This is a genomic window from Alteromonas nitratireducens (assembly GCF_040812025.1).
GTDB lineage: Bacteria > Pseudomonadota > Gammaproteobacteria > Enterobacterales > Alteromonadaceae > Alteromonas > Alteromonas nitratireducens.
In genome coordinates, this window is sequence record NZ_JBFNPK010000009.1 from 74188 (window position 1) to 92980 (window position 18793).

16 protein-coding genes are annotated in these 18793 nt (G+C 54.3%); 8 read left to right on the forward strand and 8 right to left on the reverse strand.

Annotated elements, in window-relative coordinates:
* Positions 1-32: 32 nt before the first annotated feature.
* The 4 genes from AB1N33_RS09790 to nudF are packed head-to-tail and all read right to left on the reverse strand — an operon-like array spanning position 33 to position 2408.
* On the reverse strand, positions 33-617 hold the full coding sequence (locus AB1N33_RS09790) for a YqiA/YcfP family alpha/beta fold hydrolase (RefSeq protein WP_411271367.1): 585 nt from the start codon (positions 615-617) through the stop codon (positions 33-35).
* A complete protein-coding gene (locus tag AB1N33_RS09795; protein ID WP_411271368.1) occupies positions 614-1348 on the reverse strand; it encodes a metallophosphoesterase family protein in 735 nt (244 codons plus the stop codon). The genes AB1N33_RS09790 and AB1N33_RS09795 overlap by 4 nt, the downstream gene beginning before the upstream one ends.
* Positions 1348-1743, reverse strand: coding sequence for a DUF1249 domain-containing protein (locus AB1N33_RS09800; RefSeq protein ID WP_411271417.1), 396 nt, complete (start codon positions 1741-1743; stop codon positions 1348-1350). Before AB1N33_RS09800 ends, AB1N33_RS09795 begins: the two co-directional genes overlap by 1 nt.
* Positions 1744-1781: 38 nt before the next feature.
* Complete coding sequence (gene nudF, locus AB1N33_RS09805; RefSeq protein WP_411271369.1) at positions 1782-2408, reverse strand: ADP-ribose diphosphatase; 627 nt, start codon at positions 2406-2408, stop codon at positions 1782-1784.
* A 252-nt stretch (positions 2409-2660) separates the two neighbouring features.
* Between nudF and tolC the strand changes: the two genes are divergently transcribed.
* The gene (gene tolC / locus AB1N33_RS09810; RefSeq protein WP_411271370.1) at positions 2661-4028 is read left to right on the forward strand and encodes an outer membrane channel protein TolC; all 1368 of its coding nucleotides are present in this window, start codon (positions 2661-2663) and stop codon (positions 4026-4028) included.
* A gap of 66 nt (positions 4029-4094) precedes the next feature.
* Here tolC and AB1N33_RS09815 read toward each other — a convergent pair whose 3' ends face one another.
* Positions 4095-4274, reverse strand: coding sequence for a hypothetical protein (locus AB1N33_RS09815; RefSeq protein WP_411271371.1), 180 nt, complete (start codon positions 4272-4274; stop codon positions 4095-4097).
* Here AB1N33_RS09815 and AB1N33_RS09820 point away from each other — a divergent pair.
* Complete coding sequence (locus AB1N33_RS09820; protein ID WP_411271372.1) at positions 4273-4413, forward strand: hypothetical protein; 141 nt, start codon at positions 4273-4275, stop codon at positions 4411-4413. The two genes, AB1N33_RS09815 and AB1N33_RS09820, sit on opposite strands and share 2 nt — an antisense overlap.
* Here the strand turns inward: AB1N33_RS09820 and prsT are convergent.
* The gene (gene prsT / locus AB1N33_RS09825; protein ID WP_411271373.1) at positions 4396-7170 is read right to left on the reverse strand and encodes an XrtA/PEP-CTERM system TPR-repeat protein PrsT; all 2775 of its coding nucleotides are present in this window, start codon (positions 7168-7170) and stop codon (positions 4396-4398) included. The genes AB1N33_RS09820 and prsT overlap by 18 nt on opposite strands.
* Positions 7171-7379: 209 nt before the next feature.
* Between prsT and AB1N33_RS09830 the strand changes: the two genes are divergently transcribed.
* The 3 genes from AB1N33_RS09830 (at position 7380) to AB1N33_RS09840 (ending at position 11625) form a co-directional block, all read left to right on the forward strand.
* Positions 7380-9104 carry a DEAD/DEAH box helicase gene (locus tag AB1N33_RS09830; RefSeq protein ID WP_411271374.1) on the forward strand — a complete coding sequence of 575 codons (1725 nt, stop codon included), beginning with the start codon at positions 7380-7382 and terminating at the stop codon, positions 9102-9104.
* A 101-nt stretch (positions 9105-9205) separates the two neighbouring features.
* Positions 9206-10606, forward strand: a complete 1401-nt coding sequence (gene cysG / locus AB1N33_RS09835; protein WP_411271375.1) for a siroheme synthase CysG — start codon at positions 9206-9208, stop codon at positions 10604-10606.
* A gap of 89 nt (positions 10607-10695) precedes the next feature.
* Positions 10696-11625, forward strand: coding sequence for a hypothetical protein (locus tag AB1N33_RS09840; protein WP_411271376.1), 930 nt, complete (start codon positions 10696-10698; stop codon positions 11623-11625).
* A gap of 18 nt (positions 11626-11643) precedes the next feature.
* Here AB1N33_RS09840 and AB1N33_RS09845 read toward each other — a convergent pair whose 3' ends face one another.
* Complete coding sequence (locus AB1N33_RS09845; protein ID WP_411271377.1) at positions 11644-12432, reverse strand: hypothetical protein; 789 nt, start codon at positions 12430-12432, stop codon at positions 11644-11646.
* Between the two features lie 241 nt (positions 12433-12673).
* Between AB1N33_RS09845 and AB1N33_RS09850 the strand changes: the two genes are divergently transcribed.
* Complete coding sequence (locus tag AB1N33_RS09850; RefSeq protein WP_411271378.1) at positions 12674-13471, forward strand: substrate-binding periplasmic protein; 798 nt, start codon at positions 12674-12676, stop codon at positions 13469-13471.
* Here AB1N33_RS09850 and AB1N33_RS09855 read toward each other — a convergent pair whose 3' ends face one another.
* Positions 13472-14869 carry a PhoH family protein gene (locus AB1N33_RS09855; protein ID WP_411271418.1) on the reverse strand — a complete coding sequence of 466 codons (1398 nt, stop codon included), beginning with the start codon at positions 14867-14869 and terminating at the stop codon, positions 13472-13474. It abuts the gene before it with no gap.
* Positions 14870-15258: 389 nt separating this feature from the next.
* Here AB1N33_RS09855 and rapA point away from each other — a divergent pair, with 389 nt between their 5' ends.
* Together rapA and rluA are read left to right on the forward strand one after the other, a co-directional pair.
* Positions 15259-18084, forward strand: coding sequence for an RNA polymerase-associated protein RapA (gene rapA, locus AB1N33_RS09860; RefSeq protein ID WP_411271379.1), 2826 nt, complete (start codon positions 15259-15261; stop codon positions 18082-18084).
* Positions 18084-18785 carry a bifunctional tRNA pseudouridine(32) synthase/23S rRNA pseudouridine(746) synthase RluA gene (gene rluA, locus AB1N33_RS09865; protein ID WP_411271380.1) on the forward strand — a complete coding sequence of 234 codons (702 nt, stop codon included), beginning with the start codon at positions 18084-18086 and terminating at the stop codon, positions 18783-18785. The genes rapA and rluA overlap by 1 nt, the downstream gene beginning before the upstream one ends.
* Positions 18786-18793 lie beyond the last annotated feature (8 nt).

Consider the following 18793-nt stretch of genomic DNA (forward strand, 5'->3'; position numbering starts at 1 on the left):
ATCAGGGGTTGTATGCCCCGGCAATGGCTTGCTCAATCGCCCAGTAAAAAGCGGGCAATCGCGGGCAAATGCGCCTCATAATTCACGAAACTGTGATCGCCCCCGTCTTCGATAACGAGGTCGGCTCCCTGATACTTTTCCTCCGCCTGCCGGTAATCCAGCGTTTCGTCTCCGGTCTGTAACAGCACCCGGTAACGCGCTGGCAGCGTAATCACCGGCGTATCCAGTGCCTGCAGTGCATGAATATCGTCCTCAACCAGTGTGAAGCGCTCATTCGTATAAGGATTAACATGCTCCCCCAGATACCCTTCTAGCAGCGCATAAGGCCGCACTGCCGGGTTAACCAGTACCGCTTTACCGCCGTAGGTTTCGGCCAGCCAGGTCGACAGATAGCCGCCCATCGAGCTGCCGATTAACCGCAGCCCATGGCTCAGCAGCCCCGGGTTTTCTGCCAGCAGCGTCTCAAGCTGGGTGCGCACCTCGCCCGGGTAATTACTCAGCCGTGGGATATGCAGCGTCACGTCGGGATAATGCTCACGAAAAAATGCTTTGGTCTGCAGGGCTTTCACCGACTTTTCTGAGCTCAGAAAACCGTGCAAATACAGTAGGTGCGTCAATCGACCCTCCTTATCTCTGATTCGATGTGACCGTCATTGTGAAGCGTCAGTATACGGTATCCCGGGGGCGCTGAATCAACCTCAAATGACGGCGTCATTGCGAATTGCCAGCAGGTGGATGGAACACCGAGGATCTGGCAATCGCCCTGTGTCCGGATAAGCGGATAATGCACATGACCGTGAATCACGGTTTTTACGCATGGATGCGCATCCAGCCAGGCCAGAACGTCCGCAGCGTTACTCAGGGGATGGGAATCCATCCAGCTGTCGGCAGGTAAAATATGATGATGCAGCGCCAGCAGGTGGGCATGTTCAGGATAGCTTGCGATGGCGTCGGATGTGGCGGTCAGTTCTGTCTGGTTAACCCATCCGGCTGTCGCAGGCGTTCGGGTGTCCAGCCCGTGTATCAGCCACTTGTCGAGCTGCCATGGCTGGCCGGCGCGTAGTTCATACGCCGCAAGTTGTGTGGCATGCGGGTTGTGATCATGATTGCCAGGCAGGACCCGCCAGTCGCAGCAGGACAAATGGCGCTTCATCAGCGCCAGGAAATGCGCGTAGCTCGCGGCCGAATCATCACCGCTGATATCCCCTGTGACCAGCACCGCATCCGGCGCTTCCCCGGCCAGTTGCGCCAGTACTCGGTCAAGGCTGTGATACGGCCTTATGCCGTTATAGCCTGCCTTGTCCGGAGCAGAGAAAAGATGACAGTCACTTAGCTGTATCAGTCGCATCAGGCCTGTGTCATAGCCCGTGGTTGCTGCTTCAGGCAGAACGCGAGCCACTCAGCCAAAAAAAGATTCACCAGATACTTTTCATTGCGCTGGCGCATACGCTGGTTAGGGTAGGAATAAGAGGCTTCAATTGCACTGGTGTTCTGACTGCTCAGGACTTCCGCCATTCTGGCATCGTGATACAGACGCACCGTCATCGATGGCTTCAGATACGCCGGCGTGCCGGGCGCACACTGCTCAATAGTGACGGTAGTCGTATAAGGCGCAGTTTCAAGAATGCTGATGACATAATGCAGGCCGCGCTTTAATGCAAAACGATAGCACAGATCTTCACTGTCACAGTCTGGCAGCACGCGCAAAAACTGTGTGTAATTAAGTTCACACAGGGCCTGCATCTTGGCCAGATCCGGCACATATTTTCTTGAGGAATACGTCACGATGACTGCCAGCGCTCCAGTAACTGTTGTTTGTGCATAAAGAACCATTGTAGCGCAATAATTGCTGCTGCGTTGTCAATATGGCCATTTTCAAGCCATTCAAGAGCCTGTTTTTCGCCGACGCGATGTACCAGAATATCCTCTGATTCATGCTCAAGGCCATGCACACCGCCAGCCTGCGTCGTGTCTGTTTTAGCAACAAAGATATGCAGTCTCTCGGTGGTACCGCCAGGGCTCGACAAATAACTCAGCGCCTTGGTCAGGTGGGTCAGCGTTATCCCTGCCTCCTCCATGGCCTCACGATGGCAGACCGAGGTCTCCGTTTCCCCTTCATCAATGACACCGGCAATAATTTCTATCAGCCAGGGACTTGAAGATGTTGGCAGCGCCCCAATTCTTACCTGCTCGATCAGAACGAACTCCTCAGTGACCGGATCATAAGGTAAAACCGCAACGGCATGACCGCGCTCGAAAATTTCGCGGGTCACCGTGTCGCTCCAGCCACCGTCGAAGAGTTTGTGCCGGAAAAAGTAGCGGTGCATTTTGAAAAACCCTTCGAAAACGGGCTCAACGCGCTCGATCTCTACGTCTTTTGAGGTAAATGCAGGAATTTGTTTGCTCATTAACAGTCACTTTTCAGGAAATGTCGCGTATTATCATGCTATCTGTTGACCTGCGGCTGATACAAGGAAAAGTCATCTCGTTCATTGCAGCAAACGTGTGCAGACGCATTTTCCGTGTTATGTAACATATTCTGTTACAGTTAAACACGGACTGTTACCACAGCGCACTTCCGGTTCGGGGTCGGTTTTTCATACACTTACACTCACAGCAGTCTCAGGACTACACCTAGTAACTAAGTAGGAAGCGCAAGCATGAAACGAACACTACTGTCGCTGATCATTGGAATTGGCGTATCTTCCAGCGTTATCGCGGATGACCTCTCGCAGGTGTATCAGCAGGCGCTGGCCAACGATCCCCTGGTAAATCAGGCGAAGGCACAGCGTGACGCTGCCTATGAAGGTATCAGTGTCAGCCGGGCGAACCTGTTGCCGCAGATTTCTGCCACCGTGGGCTATTCAGAGTCGACCTTTGAAAGACAGCAAACGTTAGGTAACTCGCAGCAGATTGATATTATTCAGTTTGAAGCCGACAACACCTCGATTGACTACGGTATTTCACTGGATATGTCACTGTTCGACTATGCCAACTGGATTGGTCTGGATCGTGCTGAAAAAGTTGCCGAGCAAAGTGACGCGCAATATGCGGCCAGTATGCAGGATTTGATTGTGCGTACGGTCACCGCGTATTTTGACGTACTGCGCGCCCGCGACAGCGTAGAATTTGTTCGTGCTGAGAAACGCGCCATCGAACGCCAGCTTGAGCAGACCCGCCAGCGTTTTGAGGTCGGCCTCACCGCCATCACCGACGTCCATGAGGCGCAGGCTAACTTCGACAATACCGTAGCCCAGGAAATTCAGGCTGAGAACCAGCTTGAATCTGCCCTCGAAGCCCTGCGTGTAATTACCGGTAAGTACCATGATAAACTGTATGGCCTGGACACAGAGAGCTTCTCTGCCACCCAGCCAACCCCGGTCAACGTCGATGACTGGCTGACCATGGCCGAAGACAAGAACCTGTCATTACTGGTCGACCGCCTGGCGATGGACATTGCCAAAGAAGATATTGAGGCGGCCCGTTCTGGTCATTATCCGACCCTGACGCTGAGTGCTTCGAAGAACCGCAGTAAGAGCGAAACAACCTCTCCGCTGTTTGAAAACAAAACCCCGTTCCTTGACGACCAGTCAATTGGTGTGCGTCTGAACGTACCTATCTTCCAGGGGCTGCGAGTTTCTTCGCAAACGGATCAGGCGAAATACCAGTATATTGCAGCCAGTCAGGTAGCTGAGCAGACCTACCGTCAGACCGTACAGTCGGTTCGCAGCTCATACAATAACGTCAAAGCGTCTATTTCCAGCATTCGCGCGCTGGAGCAGGCAGTGGTATCGGCGCAGAGTGCCCTGAAAGCCACGGAAGCCGGATTTGATGTAGGTACACGTACCATTGTTGATGTACTGGACAGCACGCGTAATCTGTTTGATGCCCGCCGTAACCTGGCCGGTGCACGCTACGACTTCATTCAGGCTGTCATTACCCTGAAGCAGGCTGCCGGCACACTGACCAAAGACGACGTTGAGATGGTCAACCGAGGCCTGAAACCGGTGTCTGAAGAAAACAGCTAAAAAACGTCATACAAAAAAAGCGTGAATGCTGTAAGGCTTCACGCTTTTTTTATGTCTGAATGACTGTTAACGGGAAGGATCGTCCGGTTTGGACTGAAGTGACTCCAGTTCGCGAAGCAGATCCCGCATGTCTGTCCCCAGTTCCCGTGCGCTGTCTGTCGACGTCTCCGGAGAGGAAATATAGCGGGCAATCCCTTCTGCCACCCGGCTGAGCTTTCCCCGCAATCGGGTCAGGTTTCCGTCCATGTCTCACCTCGTCATTGTTAACAAATGCTATTGTACGCCGGTTTATTTACCCGCGACAACCTTCCCCGGATCACTCAGTCAGGTTACCGGCACGCGTCATGTGCCGGTAACCCCGGATAACTTACAGCCCGTACTGTGATTTCAGAGCCTGTACGCGCTCAAGTGATGCCGGACGGGTAAACTCCCGCTCCCGTAAGCGACGTTTGGCCAGGGTGGTTTCCCCCATATCGAGCAACAGCGCTACGTGGTTCAGGTACACCTCTTCATTCGGGATCTCCTGATTCGCCACCGCGGTATACAGTTCCATAGCGTCGTCTTTACGTCCCTGTCTGATTCGAATTTGTGCCAGGGTATCAACTGCATCCGCATTTTTTGGCTGCATCTCAACGGCACGGGCAGCCAGTGTCGCTGCACGATCCAGATTGCCCGCTTCAGTATACAGGTACGCCAGATTATTCAGCGCCACAAAACTGTCGGGGGTGCGCTTGATAATGGCCTCATACATACTGATGGCCTGCCCCTGATCGCGACCAATCACGCGTTCTGCCAACAGCATGGCTGACCGTGTATCATCTGGATGCTGCTCAACATGCTGGCTGATAAAGTCAAAACCCTGCTGTGCTTTGCCTGCCATTTCATAAGCGGCCAGCACCAGAATGGCATTTTGTGAATTACTGCGGCCTTCATAGGCAGCCAGCGCATGCGCTATCGCCTGGTCCGGCTTTTGTTCCTGTAGCAGCAACCTGGCCTCAATACCCTGAACGAAGGGCAGTGACAGGATTGACTCAGGTAGCGGTGCAAGGATATCCCGGGCGGCGCGCACATTGCCTGCGCGGGCGTTAAAATACGCCTGCAGCACCAGCAATTGTCCATCCGGCCGCTTGGACAGGGTTTGAGTGACCAGATCCAGGCCGTCCTGATAGCGTCCCTGTGCATCCATGATCAGCAGCATGCCTTTCACTGCATCCACATTCTGCGGATACAGGGCGGTCCATCGCTGATAGTGTTCATCCGCTGCCTTCGCGTTGTTGGTATTGATCAGCGCCTGTCCGCGCATCGACCAGTACGCCACGGGCGTCGTTTCATCTGGCTCAACCGGTTCAAGCAGTGACAGACCTTTCTCAGTTTGCTGCTCAGCAAAATGCAGGCGGGCTGCAAGTAGCCTCAGCGGCAGGTTGTCAGGCGCTTTTTGCACCTCGGCCATGGCATGGTTAAGTACCTCTGTCGCGCCCTGCTGCTGAGCGGCCAGCGAGTACCACATTACAATGGCGGTGATATCGGCGGGCGACTGCGTGAGCTGCGCCTTTACCAACGACAAGGCCTTGTCATTATCACCGGTGGCGCTGGCCAGTCTTATGCGGGCATAACGCACGGTACCGGCGTCGGCATCAAGGGCAGCCGCGTCATCAATTAATTGTTCAGCGGTGTCATAATCGCCGGTCGTAATCGCAATATTGGCCAGTGAGAGTACAGGTTCCAGCGCCTCAGGCTGCGCGTTACGCCAGTCTGTCGCGACCTCTTTGGCTTTCTCAATCTCGCCGGCTGCGAGGTATGCCCTGATCAGCGTACTTTGTGTCGCCACCGACTCCGGCGCTTTCTTTGCCGCCGCTTCCAGATTTACCAGCCCGTCAATATCATTCAGTGAAAGCTGCAGTACACCGAGTCTGGCGAGTTGTTCCGGCGTTTCGCTCAGCGGCTCGGTTTTCTCGACCATCGTCTGCGCATCGACAATATTACCTTTGCGCAGCAGTTGCAGACCGGCCTGGGTAAACAGGTCGGCATCACTGTCGAGATCGCCTTCAAGACGATTCAGCACAGAAAAGGCGTCATCACTTTTGCCTTCCTGCAACAAACTGTCGGCCAGCATGCGCAGGCCGGGGTGATTGTCAGGCAAGCGGGACGCCACCATGGATAAATGTTTGCGCGCCGACGCAAAATCCTGCAGCTGGTAAGCGCTGTAACCAGCTACCAGACGCACCGCAGGATCGTTATTGCCGTTCTGAATGGCTTTTTCCAGACGCTGCAGCGCCAGCTGATAGTCTTTATCTGCGGCAGCAATAATGCCCCTGAACTGGTTTAACAGCGGGTGATCGTCACTGCGCTCCAGCAGACGGTCAACGTAGGGTCTGGCCTCGTCGAGCCGGCGATTTTCCACCAGCATCGAAATCAGTGCGAACTGACTGGCCACATCTTTCGGATAGGAACTGACGTAGTCTTTATAGACATCAATGGCACCATCGCGGTTACCGGTGGTCAGGTACAGGCGGGCCAGTTGCATCAGCACATCTTTATTCAGCGGTGCACGGTCTCTGAGCGCTTCCGCCTTAATCAGCGCGCCGTCTACGTCTTCATTGAGGATATCGCGATAAACCTCGAGCAGCCCCAGATAAACGGAGTCCGTATCCAGTGTCAGCAGCTCTTCAATCAGTGCCAGAGCCTGGTCTTTTTTATCCAGTTCAAGCAGCGCCTGCACCTTATAAAAGCCCACTTCAGCACGCTGTACTGATGTCATTCCCTGTACAGTATGATCGACGTCAGCAAGCGCATTTTCCGCACCGGTCTGCTGATAGGCAAGCGCCAGCAAGGGCAGCACATCAGCGGCGGAATAACCCAGTTCTTTGGCTTTTGTCAGCTCTTTTTCGGCGCTGTCATAATTTTGTTGCTCAAGATACAGCCTGCCCAGCTCAAAACGGGGCTGTGGGGCTTTAGGATTCTGCTGAATGGCGTTTTTATAGGCGATGATCGCGGCATCTGCGTCGCCCTGCGACACCAGTGTCTGCGCCTCGGCAATATAATCATCCACTGACTTTTTACTACAGCCACCTGTCAAAAGGGCGCCGGAAATGGCTACGGCGACCGCAACCTGCTTGAAGGTATGACGTTTGTTCTTGTCCATTTTTTATTCTGCCTCGCTTGTTTTTCGTCCATTGCGCTACCCGCCGTGTGCGTAATTTACATGGCAACACAGTGTGAAATCACCTATAATGCGGTTTTTTCCAATCCAGCCGACATTTTGTGAATTGTGAACCAGACGCCTCGTTATCGGAATGGCGTAAGTGTTCATCCCGATGTATGTCGCGCCCTCCGTTTTCACCAGGACCCTGAATGACCACAACTGTCGACTTGACATTTAATGATCTCAATCTTCCAAAACCCATACTACAGGCGCTTGAGAAGGTTGGCTATGAGAAACCGTCTCCTATTCAGGCAGAAAGTATCCCGCTCTTAATGGCGGGACATGATCTGCTTGGACAGGCACAGACCGGTACCGGTAAAACCGCCGCATTCGCACTGCCTATGCTGGCAAATATAGACACCAGCGCACGTCATCCGCAACTTTTGGTACTCGCGCCAACGCGCGAACTCGCCATTCAGGTTGCAGAAGCTTTCCAGGTATACGCCAGTTTCAGCGACAATATCAAGGTGCTGCCTATTTATGGCGGCCAGGCGTATGACAACCAGATCCGCCAGCTCAAACGTGGCGTCCAAGTCGTGGTCGGCACACCGGGGCGTATTATCGATCACATCAAGCGTAAAACCCTGGACTTAAGCCAGCTGAAGTTTCTCGTGCTGGACGAAGCAGATGAAATGCTGCGTATGGGCTTCATTGACGATGTTGAGCTTATTCTCAGCCACGCACCTGAGGAGCGTCAGACAGCGTTGTTCTCGGCAACCATGCCTGGCCCGATCAAAAAGATCTCAGAGCGTTATCTGAAGTCACCCAAGCAGGTGAAAATTGCCTCAAAAGTCAGTACCGCCAGCACCATTCGCCAGCGCTACTGCCAGGTTGCACCGCATCATAAACTGGAAGCGCTCACCCGCATTATGGAAGTTGAGCCCTTTGACGGCATGATTATTTTTGTGCGTACCAAAACCGCCACAGTTGAGCTGTCGGACAAACTGGCAGCGCGCGGCTACGATGTCGAGCCATTGAACGGGGATATCCCGCAACAGGGACGGGAACGCACGGTAGAAAAACTCAAACAGGGTAAAATTGATATTCTGGTCGCGACAGACGTGGTTGCCCGTGGTCTGGATGTTGAGCGCGTCAGTCATGTTATTAACTATGACATTCCGTATGACAGTGAGTCCTACGTTCACCGTATTGGTCGTACCGGACGTGCCGGTCGTAGCGGTGAAGCGATTTTGCTGATCTCTCACCGTGAAAAGCGGTTGCTCTATTCTATCGAGAAAACGACCAGACAGCCGATTGAGGCAATGCCGATCCCGTCTATCACCGAACTCAACGAAACCCGATTGTCGCGCTTTAAGCAGTCGGTTGGAGAAGCGCTTGATCAGGATGGCCTTGAGTCACTGGTGCCGGTGGTTGAGATGCTTAAAACAGAAACGGAAGCATCACCGGAAATGCTGATGGCCGCGCTGATTAAGCTGGCGCAGGGTGATGAACCGCTGATGCTTAAGGAAAGTGACCGTCCGGATCTTCACAGTAAGCCGCAGCGCGAGTCGCGTGAACCGCGCGATAAACGGGCAGGCAATAAGCCTGAACGTCGCGGTGCAAAACCTGCAAAAGGCCAGCGTAAACCTGAAGCGGGTATGCAGCGTTATCGTATTGAAGTCGGTCATGTTCACGGTGCCAAACCAGGCAACATTGTGGGTGCTATTGCCAATGAAGCAAACATCAACTCCAAGCATATCGGCGCCATCGAAATTTATGACAATTTCAGTACCGTCGACCTGCCTGAAGGCATGCCGGCCGAGACCCGTCAGGTGTTAACCAACACCCGCGTAGCCGGTCAGCGACTGGGGATCCGTGAATGGTCTGATACGCCGCCAAAACGTCGGGAAGGAAAAAAGCGCCGCGGTAGTTAATAACTTTCCGGTATAACTAACCACAATTTGGTTTTTGTTTACTATAAAGAATGGCGCAAAATAGCGCCATTCTTGTTTTGAGCCACCCGGAGTGTCACGCCATGAAGTATTTTCCGCTGTTTATTGACAGTGATAACCTGCGCTGTCTGATCGTTGGCGCGGGTGAAGTGGCGGCACGTAAGCTGGAGCTGCTGTTAAAAACCCATGCCGAGGTAACCGTGGTTGCCCCCTGGGTGTGTGACACGGTCCGGCAGCTGACTCAACAGCCAGCCTATCAGTCGCGGATCACCCTGATTGAACGGCGGTTCAGTGATGACGACCTGCTGCACAAAGACCTGGTGTTCGTCGCGACCGATGACCCGTCAGTCAATCAGCATGTTCACGATGAAGCGAGAGCACGCAAGGTACTGGTTAACGTGGTCGACAATACCCCACTGTGCCAGTTCATCACGCCGTCTATCGTCGACCGTTCGCCAATACTGATTGCGATGAGCAGTGGTGGCGTTGCGCCGGTACTGCTGCGATACCTGCGCCAGAAACTGGAATCTTTATTACCGGCAAACCTCAGCCGGCTTGGTGCATTTTCAGAGCGTTTTCGCGATACCGTGAAAGCGCGTCTGAAGAGCGTCACCGCGCGGCGCTATTTCTGGGAAGATGTACTCGACGGTGACATTGCAGAACTGATTGAAAAAGGTCAGGACGCACGTGCTGAAACGGCCTTCCATGCAGCTCTGGATGACGCGGCCACCAACAACGACAGCACAGCCACGGGTCAGGTTTACCTGGTTGGTGCTGGCCCAGGCGATCCAGATCTGCTGACGTTCCGAGCATTACGGCTGATGCAAAAGGCCGACGTGGTGGTCTACGACCGGCTGGTGTCACCGGAAATACTCGAGCTGGTGCGCCGCGATGCTGAAAAGATTTATGTCGGCAAAGCCAAAAGTAACCATACCCTGCCACAGGACGACATCAATGCGCTGCTGGTCAGCGAGGCTAAAAAAGGTAATCGGGTCGTCAGATTAAAAGGCGGTGATCCCTTTATTTTCGGACGCGGCGGGGAAGAAATACAGAGCCTGATCGCCCACAACATTGGGTTTCAGGTTGTACCGGGCATCACTGCTGCCAGTGGCGCCGGCAGTTATGCGGGCATTCCCCTTACCCATCGCGATCACGCCCAGTCGGTTGTGTTTACCACAGGCCACCTGAAAGACAATACCGTTGATCTCAACTGGCAGTCTCTGGCACAGCCTGGCCAGACGCTGGTGTTTTATATGGGCCTGTCGGGACTGGCACAGATCTGTGACGGACTGATAGGGCACGGCCTGCCAGAGGACACCCCGATTGCGCTGGTACAGTCAGCCACAACCAGCAAGCAACAGGTAGTTACCGGTACGCTGGCGGATATCACCACCAATCCGGAGGTCGCCTCGCTAACCCCGCCGGTACTGATCATCGTTGGCACTGTCGTATCATTACGCCAGCAATTGCGCTGGTTTGATTAGGCGCTGAGGACGCAGTTGCTATCACGACAAAATCGCACATAATGTAAGCAGGGTTTATTGCGAAGGAGCAACGCCTTATTCGCGCGCTGTTGTTGCTGTTATTGTGTGTTTTTTGCCTGGGCGCTGGCGCACAGCAGCTTGACTTTCGCTATCGTAAACTCGATACCGGCTACCAGTTCGACTACCGCTGGCGGGACGACGCCGGCAACATTCAGACCATTTCCTTTACGCTGCCGGCCGAGGGGTTTGCGTCACTTCCCCAGACACAACCAGAATACAAGCAGGACATTGCCCGCCGGTATGTGGTCGTGGAGATGCTGAAAGCCGCCAGACGGGTCAGTCCACGCGATGCCCGCATCGACATTCATGAGCGCGGCGATAACATACAAATTGCCATTAAAAGCCCCAGTGACCGGCTTGAGAAATCTGTGCGCGACCAGTTAGTCCGGGCACAAAAAGACGCGTTCGATACTTACCTGACCGAGCATTACTACACCGCCTTTACCACGCCCCTGCGCGAAAACGCCGTCAAACCCGATCACCTGCGCTATATCCGTGAATCGGTTATGGCACTGATCCCGCTGTCCCAGGCATTTTATGAAAAAATTGACCAGCGGTCTGACGCCCGTGCCTATTTTAACGTGCTGCTGAACTGGGCCCAGAGTATTCCGTACGACCCACTTGAAGATCGCAGTGACAGCAACGGCGCTGGGTTTGCGCCGCCACTGACGTTGCTGATGTACAATAAGGGAGACTGCGACAGTAAAGCGGTACTCACCGCTGCGGCTGCACGGGCGTTTTTGCCCAATGTCGGAATGATTCTGGTGTTATTGCGTGAACATGCGCTACTGGGTATTGCACTGTCACCACGAAGTCATGAAAGCACACTGAATGTGAAAGGCACAGAGTACGTACTGTTTGACCCAACCGGCCCTGCACTTATGCCGTTCGGTCAGGTCAGTGAGGATACCCGCCGCGAACTCGCGACCGGGCTGTATACCACCGAAGTCATTCAGTAACTCCGGCGTCAGAGCCTGCTATAACGCAGTCTGATAAACCTGGTTATACAGCCCGGTAATATCGAAATGCGGAAACCAGACTTTGTGCGCCTCAAGGTAGGCCTGCTGATGCCGCACATCATCTAAAATAGCGTCGAAGCGCTCGACCATCTGCCGGCCTTCAGGGGTATCTGAGCACATGATGTAGCCTAAGGCGGCCTCGTCCTGACCGGCAAGCGGATACACATAAAGGGCCGTGTTCTCGTCCTGCTCGCTGTAAACATCGTAGACAGACGGGTATTCAATCAGCAGGTCCGCACGTTTGTGGTTAAACAGGCGAATGGCATTTTGCGGTCCGACCCGGGTCTGCATTTCCATCACCATGAGTTTATCGCCCTCAAGCAAGCGCGTGTCAAAGCCGTAGTCGCGGTGAATTTGCAGCGGCAGCACCTGGCGTAGTGACTTCAGGTAATCCAGAGATACCGGCGATTGTGCGAGTGGCTGGTGACTAAAAACGCGTAGCGACGGATACACCACCTGCGGTAAGCGGGTAATTGCGAACTGCGCTTCCCGTGCCTCAGTTTTACGCAGGTCACCACGACACGCCAGCGGCTGTTCATTCAGAAACTGCAGGGCGCGCGCCGTATTGGCTTCGATCACGGTGACCGGTCGCTGCAGATGCGCCCTGAGGACACTGAACGTGGTCATGTTGATCCGTACTGACTGCTCAGTCTCAGGACGCTCAATCCAGACCAGCGGCGTCTCCGGCTGTGCGGCCAGCGGCAACGCTAAAAAACTGACAAGCAATAACAAAATCTTTCGGTACATACTGATCTAAATCGCCCGATGATGACTAATTCTGTTGTTCGTGCTGGTCGCGTGGTGACTGCCACACCGGCTAAATTAAGAGGATATGCACAGCCGCACGCGAGAGCCACTCCTAAGGTAAAATACACTACCGGCATGGTCAACCGACGGTTGCAGAACAACGCTGCACTGACTAGGCTTTGCTTAACAGCATCACACGTTCGCGCTATGGACGCGCTGATTTTTCTGGGGCCGTATTAACATGGGTTTTCGCTTTTTACGTCTTTGCGTCGCGATGGGCGGCAGTTTGCTTCTGGCGGGCTTTACTGTGTCTGCGCCGGCGTCCACGATTACCCTTTATACCGAAATCTTTCCCCCTTACCAGTTACTCAGCAACGATGAAGTACGTGGCATAAACACCGACTTTTTACAGCGCGCCTGCGCCCTGGCGGGCATTGACTGTGCTATTAAAGTCATGGCCTGGAAACGGGCTTACAGTCAGGCGCTTAGCGAGCCGCAAAGTGGTGTATTTTCGACCTTCCGCGGCGATGATCGTGAAGAAAAATTTTTGTGGGTGGGCCCGTTAATTAACAGCAAGGTTAGGTATGTGTATGCGCTTAAAAGCCGCAACGACATTCAGGCAACGTCACTGGCCGGGCTTAACCACCTGACCATCGGCGTAATCAACAGCGACATCGTCGCCAATACGTTGATGGAATATGGCTTTAAGTATCAGAAGAACCTTTACCCGCTGCGCATGCGGAGCGACGATCTGAAACTGTTTTTCAGCGGCAAGCTGGATTTACTGGCCGGCTCACCATTATCTATGCCATACCGCCTGGCGCAGCACTGCTATACCATGGACGATATTCGTGTTGTCGCCGAAATGCCCATGGAAGGAAAGGGCAACTACCTGGCGCTGAACAAAGCCATTGCACCGGACGTACATGCCCGTCTGCAGGACGCGGTATCACGCTTACGCGCGCAGGGAGAAGACATCACGACCATGCAGCCGTATCTGTCCCCGCCGTTGCCTGCGCACTGTCAGACGCACCTCTGACTACAAATGGCGCTCTGCAAACTCGGCAAGGCGCGAACGTACAACACCATCCAGGTTCATCGTGGCACTGCCTGAAAAGTCTTTAAACTTCTCAACCAGATACGTCAGACCTGATGTCACGGCCGACAGGTAGTTACTGTCAATTTGTGCCAGGTTGCCGCCGACAATCAGCTTGGTACCTTCACCACAACGGGTAATGATGGTTTTTAGCTGGGACGCCGTGAGGTTTTGCGATTCATCGAGGATCACAATCGCATTCTGAATGCTGCGTCCGCGCATAAAGTTCACCGACTTGTACTGAATATTGGCTTTTTCCATGATGTAGCTCATTGAGCCTTTCACGTTTTCGTCGTTTTTATGCAGTACTTCCAGTGAGTCTGTAATGGCAGCCAGCCAGGGCAGCATTTTCTCTTCTTCGGTACCAGGCAGAAAACCAATCGACTCGGCAATCTCGGGGGTGCTGCGCGTAACAATAATCTTGTCGTACATGTTGCGCTCCACCACCATTTCCAGTGCCGCCGCAAGCGCCAGCAGCGTCTTACCGCTGCCCGCAGGGCCGGTCAGAATGACCATATCAATATGTGGGTCGAGCAGCGCATGCAAGGCCATGGCCTGACCGATATTTTTTGGCGTGATCCCCCACGCGTGGCGCCCCATGAGTCGCTCATAGCCAAGATCAAGAATTTCCAGCGACTCATCATCCGCCGACTCCACCATACCGGCAAACTGTCGGGTATCATCAATCAGAAATTCATTAACGTACGCCCCGGGCAGCATACTGCGTGGTACCGTATGAATGGTGTCGCGGCCTTCAGAGCGACTGTCGACCTTTTTAACCTGCTCCCAGAAGTTACCTTCGAACTTGTGATAGCCCTTGGACAGGTACTTGATATCGCTGATAAGCTGGTCAGTGCGGTAATCTTCCACATGTGCCAGTCCTGCCCCTTTTGCTTTAAGACGCATATTGAGGTCTTTGGTGACCAGCACCACCTGTTGTGGCGCGAAGGTTTTTTGCAGATGCAGGGCAACATTAATGATGCGGTTATCGTTTTCATCGCTGGTGAACACCTGCTGGGCGTCCATCATGGTCAGGTCAGAAAAAATCGACAGTGAACCGGTCGGGGCATTCTCACCAGCCCCCATGCCCGCCATCGACACACCGGCAAGCATATCTTCCGGCGTGGCATTATGCAGCAGATCTTCCATTGCCCGAATTGAGACCCGCGCATCACGTGCCACATCTTTCTTGCTGTCTTTGATGTAATCGAGCTCTTCGAGCACGGTCATCGGGACAACCACATCATGTTCTTTGAATGAGAGAAAGGCGTGAGGTTCGTGCAGCAGGATATTGGTATCCAGAACGTATATTTTGGTATCGACAGCGCGTTTTCTTGGCATCCTTCGCTCCAGTAGCAGTAACCTTGGCACGTCGTAAGAATGACGTGCACCGTGCCGTTCTGCGAAGGTGTGAGTGTCAGCCGAACCGACCACTTCACGGTATCGCATCGACATGGCAGCGGCGATATTTTTCACCCCTGCCATTCCACCTTAAAGCAGTTTTGTTCTCTTCGCACTGTTTTTCTCAGACTTTTTTTGCCGCTTAATAAGGGCGGCGAATACGCCGTTTTCGTTGAATTCTGTGTGCTACACTCAAAGGCTAAACCGGGCTTAAACGCGCCTGGCAGGAGGGGTGGCGGACAGCTTCTGACGCTTTTTCCAAAAGCGCTGCTTTTCTCTGCCGGTGGCAGTGCGTACAATACCGCCCCTAATTTTTTGCTGGATATGCTATGAGTGCAGATACCCCTTTTGCTGTTGGTCAGCGCTGGTTAAGTAATACCGAATCAGAACTCGGCCTGGGCGCCGTCATCCACGTCGATTTTCGATCGGTGGAAGTGCTGTTTCCTGCCAGCGGCGAAAGCCGTATTTACACCAAAAACGATGCGCCTCTGACCCGCCTTACCTTTGAGGTAGGTGACACAATAACCAGCCAGGACGGCTGGACGTTAACGGTCAGTGACATCGAGGAATCTGCCGGCGCACTGATTTACACCGGCATACGCGAGGATACCAAAGCCCTCGTCAGACTGCCGGAGCCCCAGCTTGACCATCACATTCGTCTTAATCAGCCTGAAAAACGGCTGTTCAGCCACCAGCTGGATCATCCCAAGTGGTTCGATCTGCGCCAGGCCTCGCTGGAACATCAGTTTGATTATTATAAGTCGGACACCATCGGACTGGCCGGAGCCCGCATTTCGCTGGTCCCTCACCAGTTGCATATTGCCTCTGAAGTGGGCAGCCGTCATGCCCCCCGGGTACTGCTGGCCGACGAAGTGGGGCTGGGTAAGACCATTGAAGCCGCACTGATTATTCATCGTCAGATCATGACCGGGCGTGCTGCACGCGTGCTGATTTTACTGCCGGATTCGCTGGTTCATCAGTGGCTGGTAGAAATGTTGCGCCGGGTCAATCTGGCGTTTTCTATCTACGATGAAAGCCGTTGTGAGGCTGCTGATGACAGTGGTGAGAACCCGTTCGAAAATGACCAGCTGGTGCTGTGTAGTCTGGACTTTCTGACGCACAACCCAAAGCGGCAGCAACAGGCCCTGGAGGCGGGCTGGGACCTGCTGATTGTCGATGAAGCACATCATCTTAAGTGGTCTGAGGCCGCGCCATCGGCTGAATACCTGTGTGTAGAAGCGCTGGCTAATCAGACACCGGGGGTGCTGTTGCTGACCGCTACGCCTGACCAGCTGGGTCATGAAAGCCACTTCGCACGGCTGCGTCTGCTTGATCCGGCGCGTTTTCACAATTATGACGTCTTTCTCGAGGAAGAGTCACGCTACAGCGACCTCGCTGACGCCGTTGCTCCGCTGCTGTCAGATGCGCCCGTCAGCGACACGCAGCGCGCCCGTCTGACACACCTTGCACCGGATGTCATGGCACACATTGGGGATCTGGACACTCCGGCACAGCGCAATGCCTGCCTACATCAGCTTATCGACTGTCATGGGACCGGCCGGCTGCTATTCAGAAATCGCCGGGCCAGTATTGACGGCTTCCCAAAACGCGAACTGCATGCCTACCCGCTGCCACTACCCGAGGCCTATCAGGCGGCCATGCGAAGCACCGACCTGACCGACGCGCTGTACCCTGAGCGTCAGGCCAGTCTGGTTGCCAGCTGGCCATCGCTGGACCCGCGCGTGTCCTGGCTGCTCGACTTCCTGGCGGATGTGAAACCTGAAAAAGTGCTGCTGATCTGTGCCAGTGCCGTCACTGCCCAGCAGTTGGGTGAGACCATTCGCCAGCAAACCGGCATTCGTCACAGTGTGTTTCATGAAGGGATGACCATTGTCGAGCGTGATAAAGCAGCGCACTACTTTGCCGATGATGAGGACGGGGCCCAGATTCTGCTGTGCAGTGAAATTGGCAGTGAGGGAAGAAACTTCCAGTTTGCTCACCATCTGGTGCTGTTTGACCTGCCGCTGACGCCAGATTTGCTTGAACAGCGTATCGGACGCCTTGACCGTATTGGCCAGAACAGCGACATTCATATACATGTGCCTTACCTCGAACACTCTGCGCAGCATGTCCTGCTGGACTGGTACCATCAGGGACTCAACGCATTCTGCCAGACCTGCCCGACCGGTCAGCGCGTGTTTGATGACGTAAAAGCCCTGTTGCTTGGCGCGTGCCTGCATCCTGATGATCCTGTTGCCCTGGCTGAACTGATTGACCGCAGCCAGCACCTCAACGGTGAGCTGAGCGCCCAGCTTGAAGCCGGACGCGATCGTCTGCTTGAACTGAACGCGTCCGGCGAGGGCCGCGTCGACAGTCTGCTGGAAAAAATCATTGAACAGGACTCCGACCTGGATCTCTCCCGCTTCATGGGTCGCCTGCTTGATGCTATCGGGGTAAACCAGGAAGAAAAAGGTAACGACTGCTTTATTCTGCGCCCGGGCGAATCGATGGTCAGCCAGTTACCGGGCCTGCCTGCTGATGGCATGACAGTCACCTACAAGCGCCGTGTTGCAATTGCTCTTGAGCATGTGCATTTCCTTAGCTGGGATCATCCGCTGGTGCACCATGCCATGGATATGGTCATGACTGACGTGCTCGGGAAGAGCAGCATGGGCTTTACTGCCGATCCTGATTTACCGAAAGGGGCATACTGGCTGGAAGCGTTGTTTGTACTGGATGCGAATGCGCCACGCGCGCTGCAGCTCCACCGTTTTCTGCCGGCCACGCCGCTGCGGATATGTCTGGATGCCCATGGCAAACCTGTTGCCCAGGAGTTCGATGTACGTCGTCCGATTGGCCGCAATATTGCCAAGCAGTTGCTGGGTGCGCTGCAACAACCATTAACCGCCCATATTGAGAAAGCCCGAACCCTGGCGCATCAGCAGGCGAACCAGCTGCTGCATGATGCACTGGGCGAGGCGCACCGGGTACTGGGACAGGAAGTTCAGCGTTTACGAGACCTGCAGCAGCGTAATCCGGCCATCCGCGACAGTGAAATTGCGTTTGTCGAACGTCAGCTTCAGCAGCTCGACAGTGCGATCCAAAAAGCCGACGTGCAGCTGGACAGCCTGCGCATTGTGGTGAATAACCCCTGATGGTTAACCCGGATTTCGTCTACAATCCGCCATTGTCGCCGCGCCTGACGCTGATCTATCAGGATGACGACATTATGGTCGTGAATAAACCGAGCGGCCTGCTGAGTGTGCCGGGACGCATTGAGGCCCATAAAGACTCGATGATTTCGCGGGCCCAGACGGTGTTTCCCACCGCGACCGTGGTACACAGACTTGATATGGCAACCTCCGGTCTGCTGATTTTTGCCATGCATAAGGCGGCCAACAGCGAACTGTCCCGGCAGTTTCGTGAACGCATACCCCAAAAACGCTACTTTGCCCGGGTGTCCGGCGATGTTGCATCCGACGCAGGTGATATCGACGTGCCGCTGATTGTTGACTGGCCGAACCGGCCGATGCAGAAAGTTGACTGGGAAAACGGTAAGTCTGCCCTCACCCGTTTTGAGGTAGTCGCGCGTGGTAACGATGAATCGCTGGTGGCGCTGTATCCCATCACCGGGCGCTCCCATCAGCTTCGCCTGCATATGCAATGGCTGGGGCACCCGATTCTGGGTGACCGTCTGTACGCAACACCTGAGGCCAAAGCCCGCGCTCCGCGACTACAATTGCATGCCGAAACACTGATTGTTCGCCACCCGCGCGATCAGCGATGGATGCATTTTCACTGTGCCCTGCCATTTGGTGACTATCAGCCGAAGTCAATGCCAGTCCCTCAGGAGTGAAGTTCCGG